The organism is Peribacillus frigoritolerans, assembly GCF_001636405.1.
Taxonomy (GTDB): domain Bacteria; phylum Bacillota; class Bacilli; order Bacillales; family DSM-1321; genus Peribacillus; species Peribacillus frigoritolerans.
Window position 1 is genome coordinate 3,001,445 of the sequence record NZ_KV440950.1, and the last position, 24,484, is coordinate 3,025,928.

At 38.1% G+C, this 24,484-nt stretch carries 21 protein-coding genes and 1 pseudogene; 20 read left to right on the forward strand and 2 right to left on the reverse strand.

From position 1 onward, the window contains the following. Positions 1–83 precede the first annotated feature (83 nt). The 3 genes from A6755_RS26700 to A6755_RS14450 all read left to right on the forward strand — a co-directional run bounded on the left by A6755_RS26700 (position 84) and on the right by A6755_RS14450 (position 3,308). Complete coding sequence (locus A6755_RS26700; RefSeq protein WP_134402145.1) at positions 84–296, forward strand: hypothetical protein; 213 nt, start codon at positions 84–86, stop codon at positions 294–296. Further along, a complete protein-coding gene (locus A6755_RS14445) occupies positions 248–1,978 on the forward strand; it encodes a phospho-sugar mutase (RefSeq protein WP_063591074.1) in 1,731 nt (576 codons plus the stop codon). Before A6755_RS26700 ends, A6755_RS14445 begins: the two co-directional genes overlap by 49 nt. Positions 1,979–2,921: 943 nt before the next feature. Further along, positions 2,922–3,308 carry a DUF192 domain-containing protein gene (locus A6755_RS14450; protein ID WP_063591075.1) on the forward strand — a complete coding sequence of 129 codons (387 nt, stop codon included), beginning with the start codon at positions 2,922–2,924 and terminating at the stop codon, positions 3,306–3,308. A 713-nt stretch (positions 3,309–4,021) separates the two neighbouring features. Here A6755_RS14450 and A6755_RS14455 read toward each other — a convergent pair. Continuing rightward, a complete protein-coding gene (locus A6755_RS14455) occupies positions 4,022–5,212 on the reverse strand; it encodes an MFS transporter (RefSeq protein WP_063591076.1) in 1,191 nt (396 codons plus the stop codon). Positions 5,213–5,509: 297 nt separating this feature from the next. On the opposite strand from A6755_RS14455, the gene A6755_RS14465 reads away from it, so the two are divergent. The 10 genes from A6755_RS14465 to speD all read left to right on the forward strand — a co-directional run bounded on the left by A6755_RS14465 (position 5,510) and on the right by speD (position 14,225). Then, positions 5,510–5,725 carry a hypothetical protein gene (locus A6755_RS14465; protein WP_034306869.1) on the forward strand — a complete coding sequence of 72 codons (216 nt, stop codon included), beginning with the start codon at positions 5,510–5,512 and terminating at the stop codon, positions 5,723–5,725. A gap of 413 nt (positions 5,726–6,138) precedes the next feature. After that, positions 6,139–6,537, forward strand: a complete 399-nt coding sequence (locus A6755_RS14470; RefSeq protein WP_063591078.1) for a hypothetical protein — start codon at positions 6,139–6,141, stop codon at positions 6,535–6,537. Positions 6,538–6,607: 70 nt separating this feature from the next. Then, positions 6,608–7,069, forward strand: coding sequence for a flavodoxin (locus tag A6755_RS14475; RefSeq protein ID WP_063591079.1), 462 nt, complete (start codon positions 6,608–6,610; stop codon positions 7,067–7,069). Positions 7,070–7,103: 34 nt separating this feature from the next. Continuing rightward, positions 7,104–7,850, forward strand: a complete 747-nt coding sequence (locus A6755_RS14480; RefSeq protein ID WP_063591080.1) for a hypothetical protein — start codon at positions 7,104–7,106, stop codon at positions 7,848–7,850. 566 nt (positions 7,851–8,416) lie between these two features. Further along, the gene (locus A6755_RS14485; protein WP_063591081.1) at positions 8,417–9,592 is read left to right on the forward strand and encodes an acyl-CoA dehydrogenase family protein; all 1,176 of its coding nucleotides are present in this window, start codon (positions 8,417–8,419) and stop codon (positions 9,590–9,592) included. A gap of 206 nt (positions 9,593–9,798) precedes the next feature. Then, a complete protein-coding gene (locus A6755_RS14490) occupies positions 9,799–10,953 on the forward strand; it encodes a betaine/proline/choline family ABC transporter ATP-binding protein (protein WP_063591082.1) in 1,155 nt (384 codons plus the stop codon). Between the two features lie 12 nt (positions 10,954–10,965). After that, the gene (locus A6755_RS14495; RefSeq protein WP_063576176.1) at positions 10,966–11,619 is read left to right on the forward strand and encodes an ABC transporter permease; all 654 of its coding nucleotides are present in this window, start codon (positions 10,966–10,968) and stop codon (positions 11,617–11,619) included. A gap of 11 nt (positions 11,620–11,630) precedes the next feature. Beyond that, complete coding sequence (locus A6755_RS14500) at positions 11,631–12,548, forward strand: osmoprotectant ABC transporter substrate-binding protein (protein WP_063591083.1); 918 nt, start codon at positions 11,631–11,633, stop codon at positions 12,546–12,548. A gap of 17 nt (positions 12,549–12,565) precedes the next feature. Then, positions 12,566–13,228: an ABC transporter permease gene (locus A6755_RS14505; RefSeq protein WP_063591084.1), complete on the forward strand. Its 663-nt coding sequence runs from the start codon at positions 12,566–12,568 to the stop codon at positions 13,226–13,228. A gap of 160 nt (positions 13,229–13,388) precedes the next feature. Further along, positions 13,389–14,225, forward strand: a complete 837-nt coding sequence (gene speD / locus A6755_RS14510) for an adenosylmethionine decarboxylase (protein WP_034306854.1) — start codon at positions 13,389–13,391, stop codon at positions 14,223–14,225. A gap of 23 nt (positions 14,226–14,248) precedes the next feature. Here speD and A6755_RS14515 read toward each other — a convergent pair whose 3' ends face one another. Continuing rightward, complete coding sequence (locus A6755_RS14515) at positions 14,249–15,274, reverse strand: YeiH family protein (RefSeq protein WP_063592565.1); 1,026 nt, start codon at positions 15,272–15,274, stop codon at positions 14,249–14,251. Positions 15,275–15,409: 135 nt separating this feature from the next. Between A6755_RS14515 and A6755_RS14520 the strand changes: the two genes are divergently transcribed. The 7 genes and pseudogenes from A6755_RS14520 to pulA form a co-directional block, all read left to right on the forward strand. Then, complete coding sequence (locus tag A6755_RS14520) at positions 15,410–16,303, forward strand: selenium metabolism-associated LysR family transcriptional regulator (RefSeq protein ID WP_063591085.1); 894 nt, start codon at positions 15,410–15,412, stop codon at positions 16,301–16,303. Between the two features lie 238 nt (positions 16,304–16,541). Continuing rightward, positions 16,542–17,447 (forward strand): hypothetical protein, encoded by a 906-nt coding sequence (locus A6755_RS14525; protein WP_063591086.1) that lies wholly within the window; start codon positions 16,542–16,544, stop codon positions 17,445–17,447. Positions 17,448–17,947: 500 nt separating this feature from the next. Continuing rightward, positions 17,948–18,574 carry a metal-dependent hydrolase gene (locus tag A6755_RS14535; RefSeq protein WP_063591088.1) on the forward strand — a complete coding sequence of 209 codons (627 nt, stop codon included), beginning with the start codon at positions 17,948–17,950 and terminating at the stop codon, positions 18,572–18,574. A gap of 210 nt (positions 18,575–18,784) precedes the next feature. Continuing rightward, positions 18,785–19,045: a C40 family peptidase gene (locus A6755_RS27960; protein WP_284108660.1), complete on the forward strand. Its 261-nt coding sequence runs from the start codon at positions 18,785–18,787 to the stop codon at positions 19,043–19,045. Between the two features lie 22 nt (positions 19,046–19,067). Continuing rightward, a complete protein-coding gene (locus A6755_RS27965) occupies positions 19,068–19,226 on the forward strand; it encodes an NlpC/P60 family protein (RefSeq protein ID WP_284108661.1) in 159 nt (52 codons plus the stop codon). A gap of 720 nt (positions 19,227–19,946) precedes the next feature. Beyond that, the gene (locus A6755_RS14545) at positions 19,947–22,076 is read left to right on the forward strand and encodes an ATP-dependent Clp protease ATP-binding subunit (RefSeq protein ID WP_063591089.1); all 2,130 of its coding nucleotides are present in this window, start codon (positions 19,947–19,949) and stop codon (positions 22,074–22,076) included. A gap of 401 nt (positions 22,077–22,477) precedes the next feature. Then, a pseudogene (gene pulA / locus A6755_RS14550) lies at positions 22,478–24,352 on the forward strand (type I pullulanase); the annotation flags it as partial. Positions 24,353–24,484: the final 132 nt, after the last annotated feature.

A 24,484-nucleotide genomic window follows, 5' to 3' on the forward strand; every position in this document is an offset into this window, starting at 1 on the left:
AAAAGAAGAATATATGACACTCTTCCAAAGTATTGGTAGGTAAAATGTTTAGAGTGTAACCAACAACTTTGGAGGAAGCGCACTTGGCGATGCTACCACATCCGTTACGGGATGAAGGACGAGAAAAGGGAGCTCTAGGAACGATGGTTAGACTTCATATTCAATTGATCGCTTGCAATGTGTACTACGATCAAAAAGAAGTTCCAAACAAAGCAAAAACATACAGGCAGGAAGGAGCTGTATTTTCATGGACTGGAAGTCTTTATATACTATTTGGACTAGTTATCCTAATTTAAATAATGAGATGCGTTTAATACTTGAAGAAATGAAGGATGATGAAACATCACTTGAAGACGCCTTTTATAAAAATTTGGAATTCGGGACAGGTGGTATGAGAGGGGAAATGGGTCCAGGTACGAATAGGATGAACATTTATACTGTGCGTAAAGCGACTTTAGGACTTGCTGAATATATTCAATCGTTTGGGAATGAGGCAAAATCCAGAGGAGTCGTAATTGCTTACGATTCAAGACATAAATCTCCCGAATTTGCATTGGAAGCAGCCAAGACTTTGGCCACAAAGGGAATTAAAGCTTATGTATTTGATGAATTACGCCCTACCCCACAGCTCTCTTTTTCTGTACGTAAGCTGAGTGCATTTGCAGGGATCGTCATTACAGCAAGTCATAATCCGCCTGAATATAATGGGTATAAAGTGTATGGTCCAGATGGGGCACAACTACTTCCTGAGGCGGCGGATCAAGTCATTAATTACGTGAACGCGATTGAAAGTGAGCTTTCCATTGTAGTGGAGGAAGAAGAAGCCCTAAAGGACAGAGGGCTCATTCAAATCATTGGCGAGGAGCTGGATACTGCTTATAATGAGCATTTGCTCACTATTCCGGAAGATTCAAAGTTAGCAGATGAAATCGATGTAAAGCTCGTGTTTACACCGCTTCATGGTACAGCCAATAAATCAGTAAAACGTGCTTTGCATGATCTAGGATATCGAAATGTCCATTTTGTTAAGGAACAGGAATTGCCTGATGCTCATTTTCCTACTGTTAAAGTGCCGAATCCAGAGGAACATGATGCTTTTGAATTGGCCATTGCGCTGGGGAACCGTGTTAATGCTGATTTATTGATTGCCACCGATCCGGATGCGGATAGGCTTGGAATTAGCGTGAAGAACAATGCTGGAAACTATGTCGTATTAACAGGCAACCAAACTGGCGCTCTCTTTTTGGATTATTTAATTTCACAAAAACAAAAGAAAGGGACCCTTCCTCAAAATGGAGTCGTATTAAAGACCATCGTGACTTCAGAAATAGGACGGGCGATTTCTGAGCAAAATGGTTTGAAAACTGTAGATGTTTTAACTGGATTTAAATACATTACTGAAAAAATCAATGAATACCAGACAAGTGGAGAACATTCTTTCCTGTTTGGCTATGAAGAAAGCTATGGATATTTAATCAAAGATTTTGCTCGTGATAAGGATGCCATACAGGCTACTATTCTGGCAGTGGAAGTCTGTGCCTATTACAAAAAGCAAGGTAAAACGATGTACGAAGGTTTACTGGATGTATTCGATAAATATGGATACTATATGGAAGATTTACGGTCGTTGACTTTAAAAGGAATTGAAGGTACGAAGCAAATTCAAGCGATTCTCAATGAATTCCGGAGTAATCCACCAAATCAAATCTCTGGTCATCAAGTCGTGATTCAAGAGGATTATCTCAGCAGTAAAAAGTACATGTATGGGACAAATAGCGAAGAGGAAATCAAACTCCCAAAGTCGAACGTATTAAAATACTTTCTTGAAGATGGGACATGGGTATGTTTACGCCCTTCCGGAACAGAACCTAAAATAAAATTTTATTTCGGTGTTCAAGGAAGCTCGATGAAGGAAGCTCAGGGAAAATTATCCGCCGTTACGACAGACTTTATGAAAAGTATCAATAAAATGCTTTAAAGAAGTACCCCCATTCAGTGGATTTTCATAAAAACCTAGAGTCAGCATTTAAGAAATGCTGACCTTTTTTTGTCCATTAATGGATAACACCCATCCTTTCGGTATCATAAAAACCCTTCAAAAAGAATCAAGAATTCCGGCGGGGCGAATTAAGTTTTTGTGGCTGAATAGGGTTTATCCAAACATGTTCAGGGGATCGGGGGCTTATGCGGATATGTATGACCATTAGACACTAACTGAAATATTGAGCATATAATATACTATTCCAATCCACCAAATCCCCCTATGATAGTAGCCTTGCTGATACCGTATGACGTTACGTAGTACAGTTGTACAGGCCCTAGGATGGGCCTTATGAAAGGTGCTAAATAGGGAGGGTTTTTTTAGGATCCTCATCGGCACTCATGTTGAGGCCATAAAGTCTTAAAAAGTAGAACAAGTACATTGAAAATCATACATAATCGTACATTCAAACAATAAACTGCCTATTTTAACTATGGCATAGTAATGTTATAAAGATATATTTATATAGCCTGGAACCCGAACTGGTTCCCTACGGTGTCTCCATCACTCTCCGGTGGACTTGGCGAAATCATAAAGGAACTGGAATAACCGTCACTCAATCCTTCGAGTTGCCATACGGACAGCAGGTTTTGATATTCATTACTGAACATAAGAAGCAGGGAAAACAACTAAAAGTTGATATACAGTTGCTGTCATTTTTGAAAACAGGGTATTAAATTTAAAAGTCATGGAATAAAGTATTAGAAGTCAAATGGAGCCTGCTTAGTTATTTTTTCCTTTATTCGCTTCATGATCATCTTTCTTCCCTTTTATTCTTTAGAAGCAGGGAAAGAAAGTTGCTGTTTTTTTAAAGGAAGTTCATGAGATTGACATTTTCTTTATTTGAAATAAGGTCTATTTCCTCCGAAGGTGAGTGAACATGAAAAATAGAATTAAAATAAAAGTGATAAAAATAATCAGTGGAAACAAGGTAACTGGATTAACTGTTCAAGTTGCAGATACTCAAAGAAAAAGAGAAAAGGGCTTGATGTTTGTCGGGAAATTACCCGAAAATGAGGGGATGTTATTTGTGTTTTCAGAAGAAATATATGGTGGATTTTGGATGAAGAACACATTTATCCCTTTATCCATCGCTTTTCTTGATTCATATGGGGTAATTCTAAAAATACTTGATATGGAGCCTTGTTTAGAGGATTATTGCCCTACCTATGATCCAGGAATTTTTTATTATTATGCAATTGAAGTGAATCTTGGATGGTTTGAAAAGAATCAAATCAAAGAAGGGGACTATGTAAAGTTTAATTGATTCCTATCCCCACCTCTATTTCTTGGAGGTGAATTTTTAAAAATGGGTATTTATATTGATTATGCTAGGAAGATTGTGAAGAGTTTTACTTAAGAACATGGTGTTTCCCCATCATTACCGAAAGCTCAGCAGCTCCTATTCTTATGCAACTAGAGAGGCAGGTTTCTTGAAGGGTCAACTTATATATTAACTTTTCTCCGTTCCTAACAAAGGCTACACCCAGGCCTTGTAGTAGTGAGTGGAACCGCACCAAAAGTCATGAGGTTTTTAAATTAATGCCAAGCCATATTCCGCAGTTATGAATTCAAAAGAAGTTTGACAGCATGATTAATAAATTTTGAGTAATGGAGAAATTTCACCCAAAGTTCTATTCCGTATAAAACAAATCTTCTATATGATGAACTACAATTTTAATATCTCACTATAAAGAAGTAGATGAATTCAAAAAAAAGCCTTCTTAAAAAAAAGAAACCGGACTCAAATGACCGGTTTTCTTTTTGATTATGGCTCTTTTCGTAAAGATTGTTGTTTTTAAAACGAAACTATTTAAGGTTGATTGGAGCGGAAGTGTAGACTCCTGCCCGCCCCGCGGAAAGCGAGCATCTGGAGGGGAAATCAACCACAACTCACTACCTGGTAAATAGCAACAAAGTATGTGAAAACAGCCTTGATCATTGATGTTTATAAACTAATCGCCTCAATCCTTTAACATCTTATGCTGCCTGCTTTTGTTTCTGGTCCAAGCGATGACTCAGGAAAGTTAAAAGACTTGCCAAGATAGCAATCAGCCCGCCTACCCATGTGACACTCATCAAATTTCCCTGATGGTAAACAATTCCGCCTAATGCGGAACCAAAGGCGATACCGACATTGCTTGCCACAGGCATTAGTGAAGCAGCCAATCCTGTAGCTTTAGGTTGATAAATACCGGCTAGGTCTATCAAATATAGCTGGGTAGATGTTGTTAAAAGGATGGCCATTAATGACATCAAGCTAATGTTAACCAAGCCAAAGATAAAATTATCTGTCGTCCAATATAAACTTATCAGGACAACTGCTTGGACGAGGAAAACAAACCTGAGGCGTCCGATGGCATTGTAGCTGGCAATTTTACCAGCGAGTATGTTGCTGAAAATGGAAATGAATCCGTAGCCAAACAAGATCCAACTGATTGAACCACTTGGTGCTTCCATTCCTTTCAGGATCGGAACAAGATAGGTATAAACGGCATACGTCGCTCCAAATCCAAGTGATGGAATGAAAAAAGCCATTAAGATTCGCGGGTGTGTCAACAAAGAAAATTGATCACGCATTGAGCTGCGGAATGGATTGTGCATAGTAGGCAAAATGAAGAAAGATGCCAAAAATGCAATAGCTCCGAGTAAAGTCGTTAACAGGAAGGTTGCATTCCAGTCGTACCTTTCAGCGATGACAGTTCCAATTGGTACTCCGATCACGTTTGCAAGTGTAAAACCACCGAAAACGAATGAAATAGCAAGTCCACGTTTTGCGATTGGCATGTTTTCACTGGCAACGATCATGGCAAGAGAAATTAAAACTCCTGTTACAATCGCAGTCATCATCCGAAGTGCAAGGAGCATAACGTAGGTCGTCGAAATCACGCACAAAGCATTCAGGATGATGAACAAACCTATCAAAAACAACATCCATTTCCGTTTTGGAAAATGGCTGGTTGCCGACATCACGAGCGGTGTGGCAATGGCAAACGTAATGGCAAACGCAGAAACGAGTGTGCCTGCTTTTGCATTGGTAATATGGAGACTCGAAGAAATATCGGTTAAGATCCCGACGATAACAAATTCGCTTGTCCCGAGAACGAATGTTAATAAAGTAAGTGTTAAGATGAGCAGCCAATGCCGCTTGGTTAATTCTGTGGTGTGCATAAATACCTCTTTCCTTGATGAATGTAAAGTGGTCACAGGGTGGAAAAACAATCTAACTATCATACCATAAAACATTTTTATGAGGAAAACCCTTGCATAGTTACCATAGATCATTTCCTGCTAAAAAAGCTTGTACCTGAATCATTCACTCATTTTACCGTAACCTGTTATGATATTAAACAAAAAAAGAATTCGAAACGGATTAATAAGGAAAAGCATAAGGGTAACAAGATAATAAAAATGTAATACTCTATATCAGGGAGAAGACATAAATCAAACAAGAAGGATGGGATCCTGATGGTTGATGAAATAAAACGGGAACAATGGAAAAAGAAAGTTATCGAAAATCTGAAGAGGGAAGCTGTCAAAAATATCATAGCAATAACGGGAGACCTAGCAAGATTAGATGCTAAAGTCAATAATACTTACACTGTATACATCAAGGATGGAAGGATGATAAAGAAGCAAACAAATGGGAAGTGTGTTGTCATTAATGGGAAAATACAAGGATAAAAAGAGGAACAAAGAATGCACTTTTTAGAATACGAAGGAATATAGCGGCTGGACAGTTTCCTGCTTTTAAACCGGGTAAGGGATAAAGACGATAAAATAGTTGTATAGCGTAAAAAAATACTCTGGGATGAGTTATTCTCCAGAGTATTTTTTTGTACTTGGCAGCAGCAGTAGCTAGGCATCTATTTTTCCAACGCAACAAAACAAAAATATGAAAACTTAGCTAAAACATATTGACAATGATAATCATTATCACATAAAATACTAATTGAAAATGATTATCAATTTCGATTGGTTCTCTGCATGTTAATAAAATGAATTTTGAATAGGCGGTAGCCGTCAAACGGACTGACCAAGTGCCAAGGTTGAAGAAGAATTCGAAAAAACTGAATGTGAGTGAAGGAGGAGCACCTATGGATAAAAATTTTATTATATTAGAACTATTTCAGCATGAAGTAAGCTGCTGCTGTCCGGGTGAAAGGCACCAACATATAATTGAGTTTCTTCAAGGAGATGTTTGGACAATTACAAATGAACGGAAGTACATTGATTGCCTAGGATGGCACTCTTTAATAGTTGTCAACAACGAGTTTCATTTTTTTATGCACGTGGAAGATATCGAGGAACTGTATTCCAAAGGCAGCATTTGCTCCATTTTGGATTTGAACCTTAAAATTAACCATTTGAGTTTTAAAGTAAACGAAGCACTCGATGCACATGATAGGGAGTCATTTCTTTTATTTTCCGATGAACTGAGCAGCGTACAAAAAATTAAGAATAAAATGAACTCAGGTGATGTACATGCTTTTTAAGAAAACAAATTTCATGTACATATAACATAAAAACAATAAATCGTTCGAGATGTTGGAAGGGGAACTTATCATGTCTAAAATCATTATAATTTTTGCCAGTATGAGTGGAAATACAGAAGAAATGGCGAATACCATTGCAGAAGGAATCACAGAAATCAGTGATGTGAGTATCGAAAAGATAGATATTATGGATGGTCCTGAAGCTTCCATGCTTGAAGATTACGATGGGATCATATTAGGAGCATATACGTGGGGGGACGGGGAGTTACCCGATGATTTTTTAGACTTTTATGAGGAAATGGATCAAATTAATCTAACTGGAAAGAAGGCTGCGGCGTTTGGTTCCTGCGATTCATCTTACCCACAATATGGTGCAGCCGTAGATATTTTGACAGAAAAATTAAGGGAACAGGGTGCTGTTATCGTCCTGGAAGGGTTAAAAGTAGAATTAACACCAGATGATGATGATATTAAAAACTGCCAAAATTTCGGGAGGGAATTTATAAAGAATAGTTTTGTCACTTCAATATAGAAGTAGAAATTTAATGAGGAGAGAGGTGAAGGGAATGATCGGTAGGGAACATCGGATTTCCATCGCTACTTTAACTGATTATCATTTACAGGATTTTATAAGATGTCCTTATCAATTTTACTATTTTCATATAGAAGGAAACATCACCACTCAATCGGATTGGAGGAAGATGGTTCAATCTGTGGTTAATCAAGTTGTAAGTCGTTATTATAAACTTCCTCCAATAAGTCAGACGACTAAGAAGGTTTTGGAGTTCATAGATGATCTTTGGAGTGCCATTGAAGTACGTCAGTTCGAGTCGAAGATTCATTATTATAAGGCTCTTGCTAATATTACAGACCATTTACTCCAATGTTTAACTACTGAAAGAATTGAAAATCCACCTTTGTTTTTATATGAAAAATTCAACATGAATATGGATGAGTTGGGTAGCGAACTTTCCTTAACTTTTGAAGTGGCAGAATGGTCAGGCAACTCATTCATCATAAAGAAGTATTTAGTTGATACAGATGAAGAAATGAATCTTTTATTTAATAATATGATTTCGGTATTTTGTGAAAAGGCATTTGGTCAATTACCGGAAAGAATAGAGATATACTCGCTTATGGAAGGTAAAAAAGAAACATTTATACCAACCAAGAAGGATGTTTCTGGTGGATTGGAATACCTCAACATGATCAAGAATATTTTACAAGAACCCAAAAAGTATTTGAAGACGGATTCCTTAGCAGTTTGCAAAAGCTGTTCTTACCAAAAAAGATGTTATGAAGGATTAATATAAACTAAGAAAGATTTACTATCAAAAATCGTGTTAAAAAAACTGTAATTTCAATCTGTATTATTACTAATTATAGTTTATTAAAGAGAAAAGAAGCGTTCCTAGCTTTTGCCTAATTAACTGAATTAGAGAAAATCCTTCCAAGAAGATTTTGGAGGGTTATTGGGCATGGCCCAAAATAGTGGAATGAAAATTTTAGAGAAAGATTTGACATGCTATTAGCTGGTTTATTTTCTTTAACGGGGGCTGTTAAAGCAACCATTTTATTAAGCGAAAAAAGGATGAGATTTGAGCGTAAAAAGAAGAATTGTCTAATTATTACATTTTGTATTCCAAGAACAACCTCGCCAGAATATAAGTTAAAATCAAATTCAAGCGGTTAAGTCATAATCAAATCATTTAAAATGGGGAAAAATAGATTTTCAAAAGGAAATTCCATACTTTTGTTGAACATGAATATTGAGGAACATTTAAATTGTTTAAAATTGTAATCGTTTACATCGGGGCGTTTAACATATTTTATTTGTTCATGGTTGTAATTATCAGCAAAAAAGAATGGAGGTTAGCCCATGGTTAGCACGATGGCAATCAATAAGGATGATTCCCGTTCCTTCCTAACGGAAGAACACCTATTATTTAAACAATCAATTCGTGAATTTCTCGCCAAGGAGGCTGTCCCCTTTTATGATCAATGGGAAAAAGAGGGGGAAATACCTTACTCATTTTGGGAAAAGGTAGGAGATAATGGATTTTTATGTCCATGGATTGAAGTGGAATTCGGTGGAATAGGAGCAGATTTTGGATATTCTGTTGTGCTGGCAGAGGAATTGGAGAGGGTGGGTTCAGCCTTGGGGGGAATATCCATTCATTCTGATGTTGTAGCCCCTTATATTGCTTCATTCGGAACAATAGATCAAAAACAAAGATATTTACCAAAGTTCATTACAGGAGAAATGATTTCTGCCTTTGCATGGACAGAGCCGGAAATGGGATCGGAATTAGCTGATATTCAAACCACAGCCATCAAGAAAGATGGGTATTATCTTCTCAATGGAGCCAAAACGTTCGTTACAAATGGCTTTAAAGCTGACTTCATGATAGTAGCATGCAAAACAGATCTAAATGCTGTTCCTCCCAAGGACGGAATCAGTCTACTGCTCATTGATAAAGATACGCAAGGGTTATCACGGGGAAGAAAGCTTAGTAAAACAGAACAGGGAAGCTCAGGCATAGCCGAACTATTTTTCGATGATGCATCAGTTCCAGTTGACAACCTCCTTGGGGAGGAAGGGAAGGGCCTTTCATATATCATGCAAAAACTGCAGCAGGAAAGACTAATCTGTGCGGTCAGTTCTATAATGGCAGCAAAAGACATGCTTCACTTGACGATGAATTTTATAAAAAGTCAAAAAGCGATTGATAAGAAAAGAAGTGCATTTAAAAATGCACAGTTTACCATCGCTGAAATAGCGACAGATATTCAACTGGGAAGAACGTTTATTGATGAGTTGATCTGTAAACATATGACTGGGGAGAATATCATAACTGAAGTATCGATGGCTAAACAATGGATAACGGAGATGTCTAAGCGAATATCTGATAAGTGCATGCAGTTGCATGATCGTTACGGAAGTATGGGTGACGATAAAATTGCCCGGCGTCATCGGGACATTTCTTTGCCAACATTCTTTACAGGGACAGATGAAACTATAAAAACCCTCATTGCTAAAAATATAGGATTTTAATCTTTAATACTATAAATCTATCCAACTGCCTCAATTAAGATGGGGCAGTTTTTTTTATACCATTTTTTCAATATAAATACAATGAACTAGTTTTTTATAAAAAAAGGTTTAAGCAGTTCACCTTATGGGTACAAGAGACTGTGCATATGAAAAATTAATATTTTTGTAAAATTTGTAATTGTATGCGAATGATGGAGGTGCTTTTTATGTTAAAAATCGAAAATGTATCGAAAACCTATAAGGGAGGAAAGAAAGCTGTAAAAAATATATCATTGGATATTAAAAAAGGGGAGTTCATTTGCTTCATTGGTCCGAGTGGATGTGGAAAGACAACGACAATGAAAATGATTAACCGTCTTATCGAACCATCTGAAGGCAAGATACTTATTAATGGTGAAAATATCATGGATAAAGACCCAGTCGAGCTTAGAAGACAGATCGGGTACGTTATCCAGCAAATCGGCCTTTTCCCTCACATGACCATTCTTGAAAATATCACCCTCGTTCCAAAACTTCTTAAATGGAATGAACAGAAGAAGAAGGAACGCGCACTGGAATTGCTTCAGCTTGTCGATATGGGACCCGAGTACCTGGAAAGGTATCCCTACGAATTGAGCGGCGGGCAGCAACAAAGGATAGGCGTTCTCAGAGCACTTGCTTCCAATCCTCCACTCATTTTAATGGATGAACCTTTTGGCGCACTAGATCCAATCACCCGCGATGCCCTTCAGGAGGAGTTTAAAAATCTGCAGCGCACACTTGATAAAACAATCGTTTTTGTTACGCATGATATGGATGAAGCCATTAAGCTAGCCGACAGGATCGTCATCTTAAAGGCTGGTGAAATCGTCCAAGTGGGAACACCGGATGAAATCCTCAGAAACCCAGCCAATGAGTTTGTTGAAGAATTCATCGGCAAAGATCGTTTGCTTCAAACAAGACCCAATGTTGAGTTGGTTGAACAAATCATGAGTCGAAACCCAATTTCCATTACAGAGGAAAAATCCCTTACCGATGCTATTACGATAATGCGCGAGAAAAGGGTCGATTCTTTACTTGTGGTCGATGAGCAAAATGTTTTGAAAGGGTTCGTAGATGTTGAAACGATCAGTGAATATCGAAAAAAAGCTAAATTTATCAGCGAAGTCATCAATACTGAAGTCTATTCAGTGAAACAGGATACTTTAATCCGTGATTCCGTTCAAAAGATTTTAAAACGTGGTTTCAAATACGTGCCTGTAGTTGACCAAAATAATCATTTGGTCGGAATTGTCACCAGGGCTACATTGGTCGACATCGTATATGACAGCATTTGGGGAGAGGAAGAAAATCAAGTCGCAGAAGTAGTAGAAATGTTTTAGGAGGTGTAAGAGATGGAAACAATGCTCGATTTTTTACAAACGAACTGGCAAGAATTGATCTTTAAAGCATGGGAGCACTTATATATTTCCATGATCGCTGTTTTCCTTGGAATAATAGTAGCTGTACCACTAGGGATAATGTTGACGCGAATGAAAAGGAGCGCATCGATTATAATCGGAATTGCGAATATTATGCAGACATTGCCAAGCTTAGCGGTTCTCGCCTTTTTCATTCCTTTCCTTGGCGTTGGGAAAACACCCGCAATCATTGCGTTATTTTTCTATTCCGTTTTACCCATACTCAGGAATACATACACAGGCATTAAAGGAGTAAATGAAAATCTGCTGGAATCCGGACGGGGCATCGGGATGTCAAGCTGGGAGAGGATTCGTCTGGTAGAATTCCCGCTTGCACTTTCCGTCATTATGGCTGGTATCCGTACGGCTTCCGTCTATTTAATTGGATGGGCCACCTTAGCTTCCTTTATTGGAGGCGGGGGCTTGGGAGATTACATTTTTATCGGCCTGAATTTATACCAAACAGAATATATCATCGCTGGTGCAGTTCCGGTAATCATCATGGCTATCCTGGTTGATTATGTATTCTCGATCATAGAGCGAAAAGTCGTACCAAAAGGCTTGAAAGGCATGAAGGAAGTTGCTTGAGGAGGATCACAATGAATAAAAAAATAAGAAATACAATTTTAATAGCTCTTATCGTTTGTGCATTAATGATCACCGGCTGTTCTTTGCCTGGTCTAGGGTCATCTTCTGAGACTACTGTAAAGATCGGTGCCCAAAGCATGACCGAATCCGAAATCCTGGCGAACATGATCGCTCAACTCCTTGAAAGGAATACGGAACTTGATACGAAAATCATCAAAAATCTAGGTTCGAATTTCGTTCAGCAAAAAGCGATGGAGACCGGTGATATAGATATAGCCGCCACTCGATATACAGGGACTGATTTAACGAGTGTCCTGGGACAGGAAATCGAAAAGGACCCAGTAAAGGCGATGGAAATTGTTCAAAGGGAATTCAAGGAACAATATGGGTTCAAATTTTTTGATTCTTATGGATTTGATAACACATATGCCTTTACGATTTCAAATGAATTGGCTGAGGAAAAAGGGTATCAGAGAATATCGGACCTGGAAAAGGATGCAGATAATTTAAGGTTAGGTGTGGATAGTGCTTGGCTGAAAAGAAAAGGGGATGGTTATAAAGGATTCGTCGATACATATGGATTGGAGTTTGGCGAAACTTATCCGATGCAGATTGGCTTGGTATACGATGCAGTCAAAAATGGTCAGATGGATATTGTCCTTGCATATTCCTCGGATGGGCGGATTAAGGTTAATGATTTGAAGCTCTTAGAAGATGATAAACAATATTTCCCTCCATATGACTGTTCACCGGTCGTTACTGAAGTATTGTTGGAACGGTATCCTGAAATTGAAGAGGAACTTAACAAGTTAATTGGCGAGATCACTACTGAAACCATGCAGGAACTGAATTATGAAGTGGATGGGAACTTGAAGGAGCCATCGGTCGTGGCATCGGAATTCCTTAAAGCACATAAATATTTTGAATAATTGGGAGGTGCAAACTAATGGAAACCTTGCAACAGCTGGGAACTTATTATTCCCAAAATTGGATGTATGTTCTTACTGAATTTTATCGCCATTTTTTAATGTCTGCTTATGGAGTGTTATTTGCAGCAATTGTAGCCATCCCGATAGGCATTTTCATCGCGAAACATAAGAAATTGAGTAATTGGGTATTTTCGATAACGAATGTCATACAAACCACACCAGCATTGGCTATGCTTGCACTCCTGATGCTAGTGATGGGGCTAGGGACAAATACGGTAATCTTATCATTGTTTTTGTATTCATTGCTGCCAATCCTGAGAAACACATATGTCGGGATTACAAGTATAGATCATGCTTATTTAGAATCTGGCAAGGCAATGGGAATGACAAAGCTCCAGTTACTAAGAATGGTCGAACTGCCATTATCTCTATCTGTCATCATGGCTGGCTTACGTACTGCTCTTGTCATTGCAATTGGGGTAACTGCTGTCGGTACATTCGTAGGGGCAGGCGGACTGGGGGATATCATTGTCAGGGGAACGAATGCGTCAAATGGAACGGCAATCATACTTGCAGGAGCAATTCCGACGGCATTGATGGCCATTCTCTCGGATCTTTTACTCGGATGGCTGGAACGGATTCTTTCACCGATAAAGAAGAAAAAAGTTCATACTGCCTAGAACAAATAGGAAAATAAAAAAGCCGTTGCATGTTAATGCAATGGCTTTTTCTTAGCTTACCATTAGAAGTCAGAAGCTTAGACTGGCAGATTTAGTTTTTTATTTCAGGAAAAGGGTAACTATAAGGGTAGTCCTAAAAAAAGTATAAGGGGAATCATTCATGAAACTTACACCTGAGCAGCGTATTGAACTTCATGGCTTTAATAATCTTACTAAATCTTTAAGCTTTAATATGTATGATATTTGTTACACAAAAACCAGGGAAGAGAGGGAGTCCTACCTGGATTATATCGATGAACAATATAATGCAGAGCGGCTATCGAAGATCCTGCACAATGTTGCTGATTTAATAGGGGCGCATGTTTTAAATACGGCCAAACAGGATTATGTCCCTCAAGGCGCCAGTGTAACCATTCTTGTTTCAGAAGGACCTGTCGTCGAAGTGCCTATGGGGACTTATGAGGAATCACCAGGTCCATTACCTGATAATGTGGTCATGCAACTGGATAAAAGCCATATTACCGTACATACTTACCCTGAATACCATCCAAATGAAGGCATTAGCACATTCAGGGCCGATATCGATGTCTCTACATGTGGAGAAATATCACCCCTTAAAGCCCTTAATTATCTCATTCATTCCTTCGATACCGACATTATCACGATCGATTACCGAGTAAGAGGATTTACGAGAGATAAAGATGGGCGGAAATTGTTCATTGACCATGATATTAATTCCATTCAAAACTATATTCCTGATGAAGTAAAAGGTTTATATGACATGATTGATGTAAATGTATACCAGGAAAATATATTCCATACGAAATGTAAGCTGAGAAGGTTCGACATTAATAATTATTTATTCGGTTATACAGAGGAAAAGCTGAATAAAGAGGAAAGGCAGGAAATTATAGAAAGGCTTCAAACGGAAATGGATGAAATTTTTTATGGTGCCAATGTTCCGCATCCAATAGAAAAAAACAAGCATGCCGATTAAGGGATGCTTGTTTAAATTAAAAATTAATTTAAATGGAAAGCCTGAACCAATACATAGCCGAGGCAACTCAAAAATATAGAGCCGACAAGTCCAGCAATAAAAGGTTTACCGCCATATTTCCTAAAAGTTACAAGGTCAATATTCAATCCTAGTCCCGCCATCGCCATTGCCATGAGGATATAGGAAAGCGTAACAAGCTTTTCGGCTAAAGGTTCAGGAACTGCACCTGAAGAATAAATGGCACTCATCAATAAAAATCCAAAAATGAACCACGGTATCTGAATGGATTTCCAGGAAAATTCCTTTCCGGTAACCGTTGATCGTTCTTTCCAATTCATGATGAATCCAATTAAAATGGCAACGGGAATGAGTAGGGCCACCCTAGTCAATTTGACCACCACTGCCAAGTCGACAGCCTCATTTCCCCCTGGTGCCGCAGCAGCGATGACGTGAGCAATTTCATGGAGTGTACCACCCGAAAAAACACCATATCCTTGATCGGATAACTCCAATAATGGATATAGGATCGTATATCCGAAGGTGAAGATTGTGCCTAATACAGCAACCGTAGCTACGGCTATTGCTGTATCTTTTTCTTTTGCTTTTATTTGGGAGGAAATTGCCAGTATGGCAGCAGCTCCGCAAATTCCCGTTCCGCAAGCTGTCAATATGCCAAGCTTTTTCTCAACTTTAAATAGGCGGGTCAATCCATAAACTACTAATATACCAAATGCAAGACTAATGGCACCAACTGCAAATGTTTTCGGACCGGCATTAATAATATCCTTTAGATTCAAACGCATACCCAATAAGATAATGCCTACTCTCAGAAGGACTTTACTTGAATAATTTGTCCCAGCAACGGCGTAAGCCGGGACGCCGATTAGCGATTTCCAAACAACACCAATCAGAATTGCAATGACTAACTGTCCCATTATATGAAGGAATGGAAGCCCTGCTAAGTATTTTGCTGCAATGGCAATTAGCAAAGTCAATGCTATTCCTTTTGTAAATCCGAGTTTTTTAGCTTCAATTTTTATTTGTTCCAGTGTGATCACTCCATCTATGTTGATGCTTTTAACTTTAAAACTAAATTAAAAATAAGTGAAATATATTTTTGCTATTTCAATGATTACTTCTACTTATGATAAAATGAAACGCATAGGAAAAATAGGGAGGTAACAATGGATCCTTTAAAAGTATTCGTAACTGTAATCGAACAGAAAAACTTTTCAAGAGCAGGGGATATCCTGAACCTGTCGCAGCCAGGAGTCAGTCTTCACATAAGGAATCTGGAAAATGAGTTAGGAACGAAATTAATTTATCGTTCCCCCAAACAAGTTCAAATAACAGAGCCGGGAAAAATTTTGTATAGACATGCCAAGCAAATGCTTAATCATTATGAGACCGCAAAAAGAGAAATAAATGAATTTAATAACGTGGTTAGCGGAACGATGAAAATAGGTGCAAGCTTCACGATAGGGGAATATTACCTTCCAAAAGTATTGGCAGAATTTGCTGCTAAATATCCGATGGTGGATATACAAATCATCATCTCTAATTCAAATGATGTCATTCAAGGAATCCGTTCGAATAAGCTTGATATAGGCTTGATTGAAGGGGAAACGGATTATAAAGATATAGATGTCATGCCCTTCATGAATGACGAGATGATTGTGGTCGTTCCCCCGGATCATCCACTTTCACAGATGGATCTCATCGAGGGCAATATGCTCCAAAACCAAATATGGGTACTTAGGGAGCAAGGATCGGGGACCCGTACATATTCCGATAAACTTCTGAGCAGTCTGGAGTTAAACATAAAGAAAACCTTTATTTTCACCAGTATCCAAGGAGTGAAAGAAGCGGTGATGGCTGGACTCGGCATTGCCTTATTATCCCAATTGACAGTACGAAAAGAATTGAAGTCCAATGAATTGAAAACTTTCCATTTGAAAAATGAGCCCCTATTAAGACCTTTTTCGATCGTGAAAAAGTTGGACTTTGAAGCATCAAAAGCCATGGAGCTGTTTCTAAGGAAGGTCGAAGAATTTGCGATAAAGGGCCGTCCTAAATAAAACCCTGAACATTTGCTCATCCTTTCATTTTCAATGAAGAGGTTGGGCATTTTTAACGACGAATTATTATTAATTTTAATGAAAACGTCGAAAGTAATTTGGAATATGACAATGATTAAACGAATTTTACGTATTTTACCATAATTGCAAACATATAAATTAAATAGGTAGTCTTCAGGAAATTCTAAGTCCCTGTAGACTTTTCCTGATATTAATAATCTTAAAAGGAGCAACCACATTGGCTATAGAGGAGCAGAAAGATAAACGGATTTCTGTTTTCGACAGGATTATAGGATTCATGCCAAAATTTTATGTGATTGGGACAATTTTAATTTTTGTTTACACGTTAGTTGCGATGGCTCATTTAGGAATCCAAACTTTAAAAAAGCCAGAGGAAACCATTGTACCTGCCCCCCCTGTTTCTCAGGGATTTGAACATACATTGATATCGTTAATCATCGAACCGATCGTAACGTCTGAATTTTATCAAATCATCTTTAACACATTATTCCTTTACCTAGTTTGGATATTGCTATTCCTATTAGCCCCGATTGCTTTTTACCGTTTAAAACACTTTAAATTCTTTAATATCGAAATTGAAATTGAAAAACAAGATGCAGCCGTTTATGAAGTATTCAGCATGAGCAGTTCAAAAATGAAATTTGCAGCCTATTTAACATCAGAGGAATTTCAATTGGAGATATCAGAGGAAATTGCCAACAGTAAAGACTTTAAAACACCCTTAATCTATACATTGGACTGTGCCGTGGATTTTTATTCCGATCAATTAGGTCTTTCCTTTACCTATGATATCTATACCCTGAACCAGTTCAAAAAAGCAAAGCTGCCTAAATCAATCAAAGCGATGCTTGAGAAGTCCATTCAAACCGGTGATCCGTGCATTACAAATAAAAGCAATAGCGATAGTGAATATTACAAGAATTTTCTTATCCATTATTTCGAAAACATGGACGGAAAATTCGTCACTGTCTTAAATAGTTATCAAACTGAATTCGATACATTCGATAAATCACTGCTTAAAATCCTGCAAAACGTCATATACGATTACTATTTACAATATAACTATATTTACGAAGCAAGTGAGAAGGTGGAAAAGAATGAAACCATTTCCCCTAATAATTAAAAAAACCACCCTACAAGTGGTTATTTTTTTTGGAAAGGTGATTGTTAATTATATTTTGGACAATTACATTATTACCAATGAGCTCCGACGATTTATTTACATGCTGTTCCCGAAAATCCATGTTCTTTATTTTCTTGGACTTTTTCCCTTGTTTAAAATTATTGAAGGCATTTAAAAAGGCTATCTGAATCACTCCCCTTATAGATTAGTATATTCATATTTTGAATAAAATTTCATGAAAAACCTCAATTTACTGAAAAATATTTTGCGTGATTTAGAGTAATGAAAATTACCTAAACAAAGCAATTATAGACATTTAGAAAAAGTGTTTTAAATATACGAAACGGTATTTTATTTGCTCTAATCACTGATTTTTATGGCTTTATTTATAAGAACTAGAGAAATTTTCCCCAAAATGTTGTATAGTTAGGTATGCAGAGATTCGAACAAACATTCGTTTTCTTGAGCAGATTACTTCTTAGAGGGACAGGAGAGAGACAGTGAACGGGACAGCACACATGGCTATAGGGGCAACAGTTGGATTCTTGACGGCAAACACACTTCAAACAGATCCAAACACCACTTTATTCTTGGTGGGCATCGGGGGAGTTTCAGGGCTGATGCCCGATATGGATATTGATGGGAAGTTAAGTAATAGGATTACCTTTTCACATAAGTTTATCCGAACGATAGCACAAACATTTGGAATTTTAATGATCATTTATAGTCTTTTGGAAGGCTCTGAAACGGAAAAGTGGATCGGTGCAGGGGCAGGAATCGGAATCATCATTATTTCATCTTTCATTAGGCAAAGGCATATGCTGACCTTGACTGGATTAGCGGTATTAGGAGGCGGTTTATCTTTGCAGGAAAGCTGGTTGTGGCTGTTGGGAGTCTATATAATCCTGGCATCCTTTACACCACATAGAAGTTATACCCATTCGATTGCCGGTATCGCTTTCTTTGGCATCATTGCCTTTCAATTCGAAGCCTTTATGGGGATTGACGGAATTTTCGCCACTTGTTCATTAGGATACATAAGTCATTTAATTGCAGATTTGAAATGTTTACCTTTTAATAAACGTGGAGTGAAATTATTTCTTCCATTTTTCTCAAAAGAATTTTGACAGTGGTTTTTTACCGCTGTTTTTTTATGAGTTTATTAAAGGTGCTTTTCAATATATTGAACGGACACTTAATTCGACTTATTTCTATGTTTTATATGGTGATTCTTCCTAAATCTACTAAATGTAACATATTTGCAAAGACCCTATGATGCGAGTGATATAGCTTTTCTAGTATATTAGGTTTGGAAATCACATCAGGGGGAAAATAATTTGTTTAAGAAAATTGTAGCCGGATTGTCATTGGCTATCATGCTTGTAACCGCATCCTTTGCTGGAAACCAAGTGGAAGCTGCTTCATATCATACAAAAGCGATTAAAGTGGCTAAAAGTGAATTGGGTACTAAATATAAAATGGGTGGCATTTCCTCTTCAGGTTTTGATTGTTCCGGTTTAGTGAAGTATTCATATCAAAAGGCTGGTAAGAATTTACCAAGAACTGCTGCTGACATATATAAAAGGAAAGAAAGTTAAAAGCCTGCAAAAAGGTGACTTAATGTTTTTTGCACCAAATAAAGCTAAAAAACCTACACATGTGGCTATATACATAGGAAACAAAGAATTCATTCACTCTTCATCATCAAAAGGAGTGTCATACGCTAAAACCAATAATAGTTATTGGAAGCCAATGTATATTGATGCGAAACGTATTTAATAGAAGAAAATCAATCTTAATATAAAAAAGCTAAGAGACTTAATGAAGTCTCTTTTCAATTTGTAGACAAAAAGGTTTCGGAAGGTTTCATTCCGAAACCTTTTTTATTTTTTTGGAATTGAAGCAGCTATAGCGGAAAGGAAAGCATGGCATGGGTTGAACAACGAGGGGACTTTTAAGAAAGTATCGATATCACCTCAAGTATTAATACTACTTAAAAACGAAAAAGACTGTAGGCAAGATGATTGGAACGGAATGTGCGAGACTCCTGCGCGAAAAGCGCGTCAAGGGGAGGCCCCACAGGTGCGAAGACGCCGAGGAGGCTCCCCGACCGCCCGCGGAAAGCGAGTACATGGAGTGGAAATCCAACGTAATTGTACTAACATTAAAGAGACTTAATAAAGTCTTTTTTTGTTTTTTAAAATAAGAGTGAATGAGGCACATGGACAAGAGAATTGGCGTTTTGTTAATAGTTTAAGGTTATGGTGAGTCCTGAACTGGGTAATCGGCACTATGAAGCATTCATGAAAGCTTTTTAGTTGACTGGAAATGGATAGTTTAATATGCTAAGCAAACCAAATCGAAGGAATTCCTTTCTTTCAAAAAAATTCCCAGACAAAATTATTGAAAGTCAAAGAAGGTCAATGTATAATAAAGTCAGAAAGTCAAAGAAGGTCAAAGATTTATTCTCAATTTAATTTTTTAAAGGAGGAGTACTACATGCTTTGTGAAAAATGCCATGTAAACCAAGCTAATATTCAAGTTCACTTAAATATGAATGGTCAGGAGCATGATGTGAAACTGTGCTCCACTTGTTATAAAGAAGAACGAAACAAACTTGGAGCAGCTATGGGCGGAATGGATATGGGGAAATTCCAATTTAACGGATCTCCAAATTCATTCAATCCATTTAATTATAATGGTGTACCAAAACCGGGTTCAGCTGAAAATGGCGAGGACGGAGGATTGCTTGAGGAGTATGGCCGCAATTTGACCGATGCTGCTAAAGCAGGACTTATTGATCCGGTAATCGGACGAAATGAAGAAATCAAACGTGTCATTGAAGTTTTAAACAGACGAAATAAAAATAATCCAGTTTTAATCGGTGAACCTGGTGTCGGTAAAACAGCCATTGCTGAAGGTCTTGCTTTAGCGATTGTTGAAGGTTCGGTGCCAGTTAAATTACGTAATAAGCTAGTATATATGCTTGATGTAGCATCCCTTGTTTCCAATACTGGAATTAGAGGGCAATTCGAAGAAAGAATGAAGCAATTGATCAGCGAATTACAGGAAAGGAAAAATGTCATTTTATTCATCGATGAAATTCATCAACTTGTGGGAGCAGGTTCGGCCGAAGGATCAATGGATGCAGGAAATATCTTGAAGCCTGCACTTGCACGCGGAGAACTTCAGCTTGTCGGAGCAACCACTTTATCCGAATATAGGAAAATTGAAAAAGACGGTGCCCTTGAAAGACGTTTCCAGCCTGTACAGGTTAACGAACCTACAACGGCTGAGGCATTGGTCATCTTACGCGGTTTAAAAGAAAGTTATGAATCTTATCATGGTGTAACATATAGTGAGGAAGCCCTAAAAGCGGCTGTTGAACTTTCGAACCGCTACATTCAAGACCGATTCCTCCCTGACAAGGCAATAGACTTAATGGATGAAGCTGGTTCCAAATTGAACTTGACCATCGAAGACGGCAAGGTAGAAAACATGAAAGAACGACTGGCGCAAATTTATAAAGAAAAAGAAATGGCCTTAAAAGAAGAAGCATATGAAAAAGCTGCCGTTCTTCGTGATGAAGAAGAAAAACTGGAAAAGTCATTGCAAGCAGGGGAAGATGCAATTAAGCCAACCGTAACCGTTGAAGACATTCAAAATATCATCGAACAAAAAACCGGCATTCCTGTAGGTAAGCTCCAAGAAGATGAGCAAGAAAGAATGGTTCATCTCAAAGCGGAGCTGATGAAAAAAGTAATCGGGCAGGAAGAGGCTGTCAAAAAGGTATCCAAGGCCGTTCGAAGAAGTCGAGCCGGGTTAAAATCCAAAAATCGTCCTACCGGTTCTTTCCTTTTCGTCGGTCCGACAGGAGTCGGTAAAACCGAATTGGCGAAAACTCTTGCCGAGGAATTATTCGGGGACAAAGACGCTATGATTCGTCTTGACATGAGTGAGTTCATGGAGAAACACAGTGTTTCCAAATTAATTGGTTCTCCTCCTGGATATGTAGGACATGAGGAAGCTGGACAATTGACGGAAAAAGTTCGCCGCAAGCCTTACAGTATCATCTTATTGGATGAAATCGAAAAGGCACATCCGGATGTCATGCATATGTTCCTGCAAATCATGGAAGATGGCCGCTTAACCGACAGTCAAGGCCGGACCGTTACTTTTAAAGATACCGTGATCATCATGACGAGTAATGCAGGAGTCGGTGAGAAACAAAAAGTAATGGGATTCGGTACAAGTTCAGCTGTGGAGGAGGCTTCAATCCTGCAATCTTTAGGGAGCTTCTTCAAACCGGAATTCTTGAACCGTTTCGATAGCATCATTGAATTCTCTGCATTGAAGAAAGAAGATCTTCTGCAAATTGTTGATATCATGATTCACGAGCTAGACGAAACACTTGCTGCAAATGGTTTATCTTTAGAGGTGACCAATGAAGCGAAACAAAGGCTAATTGAACTCGGATATCACCCAACTTTCGGGGCGAGACCGCTCCGCCGTGTTCTTCAAGAACAGCTCGAAGATGGCATTACTGACTTTATCTTTGAGCAGCCTGAAGTTAAGAACTTCACTGCAATTGTTGAAGATAACTCAGTGAAAATTATTAAAACACCATAAAGAGTACTAGAAATGCCTCCAAGACCGTAAAACTGTTATGGAGGCATTTTTTTCTTTTTTTTGGATTCACTTTTCATTAAACGATTAGTAAGGTCCAGCAAAATGACCTGCTGATTTCGATTATTAAATATAGATTTCTGAATTTTCGACATAATTTGCAGATTGGATGTTTTGATGGGTAATGCCTGTGGAATCATAACATGATGGAAGATTCGCTCATGATTATAAAAATGAATAATTCCTGTTCTAAAATGGGAATTTCAATGGAGGAATGACCTATTAAAGATTCACTTTCTTATTTTGAAGAGGAAAATAAAAATAATCAAAAACCTATGGATAATGAAACGGAAAATCAGTTGGAATCCCTGCCGATTGCTAATATTAATCCGGTAAACCCGTTAGAATTGGATGATTTATATTTCTATGAAGGCAAAGATTTAGGAAATTCCTATCTTAAAGATAAAACGGCATTCCGGTTATGGGCACCACTTGCATCTGAAGCCAAGCTAGTTACTTATAAACATTGGGATGATACAGATGGAATGGAGATTCAAATGGTTCGTTCGGAAAAGGGGACCTGGACCATTGAGCTGAACGGAAATCAGGATGGATTGATTTATACATATAAAGTGAAAGTGGGAGAAACCTGGAGTGAAGCCGTCGATCCCTATGTTCGCGCAGTTACTGTTAATGGTGAAAAAGGGGTCGTGATAGATTTAACAGATACGAACCCAAAAAGGTGGACACGGGATAAACCACCTCTTGAAAAAGCTGAGGACATAGTCATTTATGAATTGCATACACGGGATTTATCGATTCATCCTGAAAGCGGAATCCATCATAAAGGTAAATTCTTAGGAGTAGTTGAAGCCGGAACCAAAGGTCCAGAAGGAGCGAAAACGGGTCTTGATCATATTAAAGATCTAGGTGTTACCCATGTTCAGTTTATCCCGATATTTGATTTTGCTACAGTTAATGAAAAAAAGTTGAATGAACCACAATATAACTGGGGATATGATCCACAGAATTATAACGCTCCCGAAGGCTCTTATTCGACTGATCCGTATCAGCCAAAAGTAAGGATCCGGGAGTTAAAGGAAATGATACAAGGTTTACATGACCACGGGTTACGAGTAATCATGGATGTTGTATATAATCACGTTTATTCTGTGGAAGACTCAAACTTCCATAAACTCGTTCCCAAATACTTTTTTCGCTATAACGCCGATGGCACTTTATCTAATGGAACTGGTGTAGGAAATGATACTGCTTCCGAACGTAAAATGATGCGAAAATTCATCGTTGAATCCGTAACCTATTGGGCGAAGGAATTTAACCTTGATGGTTTCCGTTTCGATTTAATGGGTATTCACGATGTGGAAACGATGAATGTAGTGAAAAAGGCACTGGCAGAAATTGATCCGACCCTCATTGTTTTGGGCGAAGGCTGGGATATGGATACCCCCTTGGCCCAAGAGCTGAAAGCAAATCAAAAGAATGCTTTTAAAATGCCTGGAATCGCTCACTTTAATGATGCGATCCGTGATGGTTTAAAAGGGTTTGTCATGAATGAACATGATAAGGGATTCGTCAATGGCAAACCAGGAATGGAAGATATTATAAAAAAGGGCATCGCTGGTGGTTTGAAATATGATGAAGATATCGCCACATATCAAAGACCAGATCAGGTGATCAATTATGTTGAAGCACATGATAATTATACGTTATGGGATAAGCTGCTCATCACTAATCCTGATGCTACGGAAGAAAAACGGAAACAGATGCATAAATTAGCTTCGGCAATTGTCTTACTGTCACAGGGAATTCCCATGATACATGCTGGACAAGAGTTTATGCGCACGAAGGATGGAGATGAAAACAGCTATCAATCTTCTGATTGGATTAACAGGTTGGATTGGAAAAGGAGAGCGGAGTTAGATCGGGAAGTGGAGTATATGAAAGGGCTGATTTCTCTCAGGAAAAATCATTCTGTTTTTAGGTTAAGCACACCCGAAGAAATTGAGGAGCAATTACAATTCATTGATGCTCCGCCAAATGCGGTTGCATTCACCTTACAACATCAAGATTATAAAATGGCAGTGATTCATAATGCAAATTGGGACGCGATAACCATTACTCTTCCTCACGAAGGTAATTGGGCCGTTTTAGTGGATGGTCAGCGTGCGGGCCTGGAAGAAATTGATAGGATTAAAGGGAGTCAGATAACCGTTGCCCCTTTAAGTTCGTTTGTATTGAAAGCAAACTCTAATCAATGATACTAAAGTCGAAGTGAGTGAATACTATGTCTCACTTCGGCTTTAGTTCATTTTTAATATGAAATTGGTCAAATGAAGACTTCCATTATCACTTTCACAAGTTTGAGAAAATTTGTGCGAGGGTAGAAAATA

Excerpts from the sequence above, each read along its gene's own strand:
- A6755_RS14450 (WP_063591075.1), top strand. The coding sequence starts at position 2,922 with ATGAAAAATAGAATTAAAATAAAAGTGATAAAAATAATCAGTGGAAAC.
- A6755_RS14475 (WP_063591079.1), top strand. The coding sequence starts at position 6,608 with ATGTCTAAAATCATTATAATTTTTGCCAGTATGAGTGGAAATACAGAA.
- A6755_RS14520 (WP_063591085.1), top strand. The coding sequence starts at position 15,410 with ATGGATCCTTTAAAAGTATTCGTAACTGTAATCGAACAGAAAAACTTT.
- A6755_RS14455 (WP_063591076.1), bottom strand. The coding sequence starts at position 5,212 with ATGCACACCACAGAATTAACCAAGCGGCATTGGCTGCTCATCTTAACA.
- A6755_RS14485 (WP_063591081.1), top strand. The coding sequence starts at position 8,417 with ATGGTTAGCACGATGGCAATCAATAAGGATGATTCCCGTTCCTTCCTA.
- A6755_RS14465 (WP_034306869.1), top strand. The coding sequence starts at position 5,510 with ATGGTTGATGAAATAAAACGGGAACAATGGAAAAAGAAAGTTATCGAA.
- A6755_RS14445 (WP_063591074.1), top strand. The coding sequence starts at position 248 with ATGGACTGGAAGTCTTTATATACTATTTGGACTAGTTATCCTAATTTA.
- A6755_RS14470 (WP_063591078.1), top strand. The coding sequence starts at position 6,139 with ATGGATAAAAATTTTATTATATTAGAACTATTTCAGCATGAAGTAAGC.
- A6755_RS14490 (WP_063591082.1), top strand. The coding sequence starts at position 9,799 with ATGTTAAAAATCGAAAATGTATCGAAAACCTATAAGGGAGGAAAGAAA.
- A6755_RS14505 (WP_063591084.1), top strand. The coding sequence starts at position 12,566 with ATGGAAACCTTGCAACAGCTGGGAACTTATTATTCCCAAAATTGGATG.
- A6755_RS14495 (WP_063576176.1), top strand. The coding sequence starts at position 10,966 with ATGGAAACAATGCTCGATTTTTTACAAACGAACTGGCAAGAATTGATC.
- A6755_RS14480 (WP_063591080.1), top strand. The coding sequence starts at position 7,104 with ATGATCGGTAGGGAACATCGGATTTCCATCGCTACTTTAACTGATTAT.
- A6755_RS27965 (WP_284108661.1), top strand. The coding sequence starts at position 19,068 with ATGTTTTTTGCACCAAATAAAGCTAAAAAACCTACACATGTGGCTATA.
- A6755_RS14500 (WP_063591083.1), top strand. The coding sequence starts at position 11,631 with ATGAATAAAAAAATAAGAAATACAATTTTAATAGCTCTTATCGTTTGT.
- A6755_RS14545 (WP_063591089.1), top strand. The coding sequence starts at position 19,947 with ATGCTTTGTGAAAAATGCCATGTAAACCAAGCTAATATTCAAGTTCAC.
- speD (WP_034306854.1), top strand. The coding sequence starts at position 13,389 with ATGAAACTTACACCTGAGCAGCGTATTGAACTTCATGGCTTTAATAAT.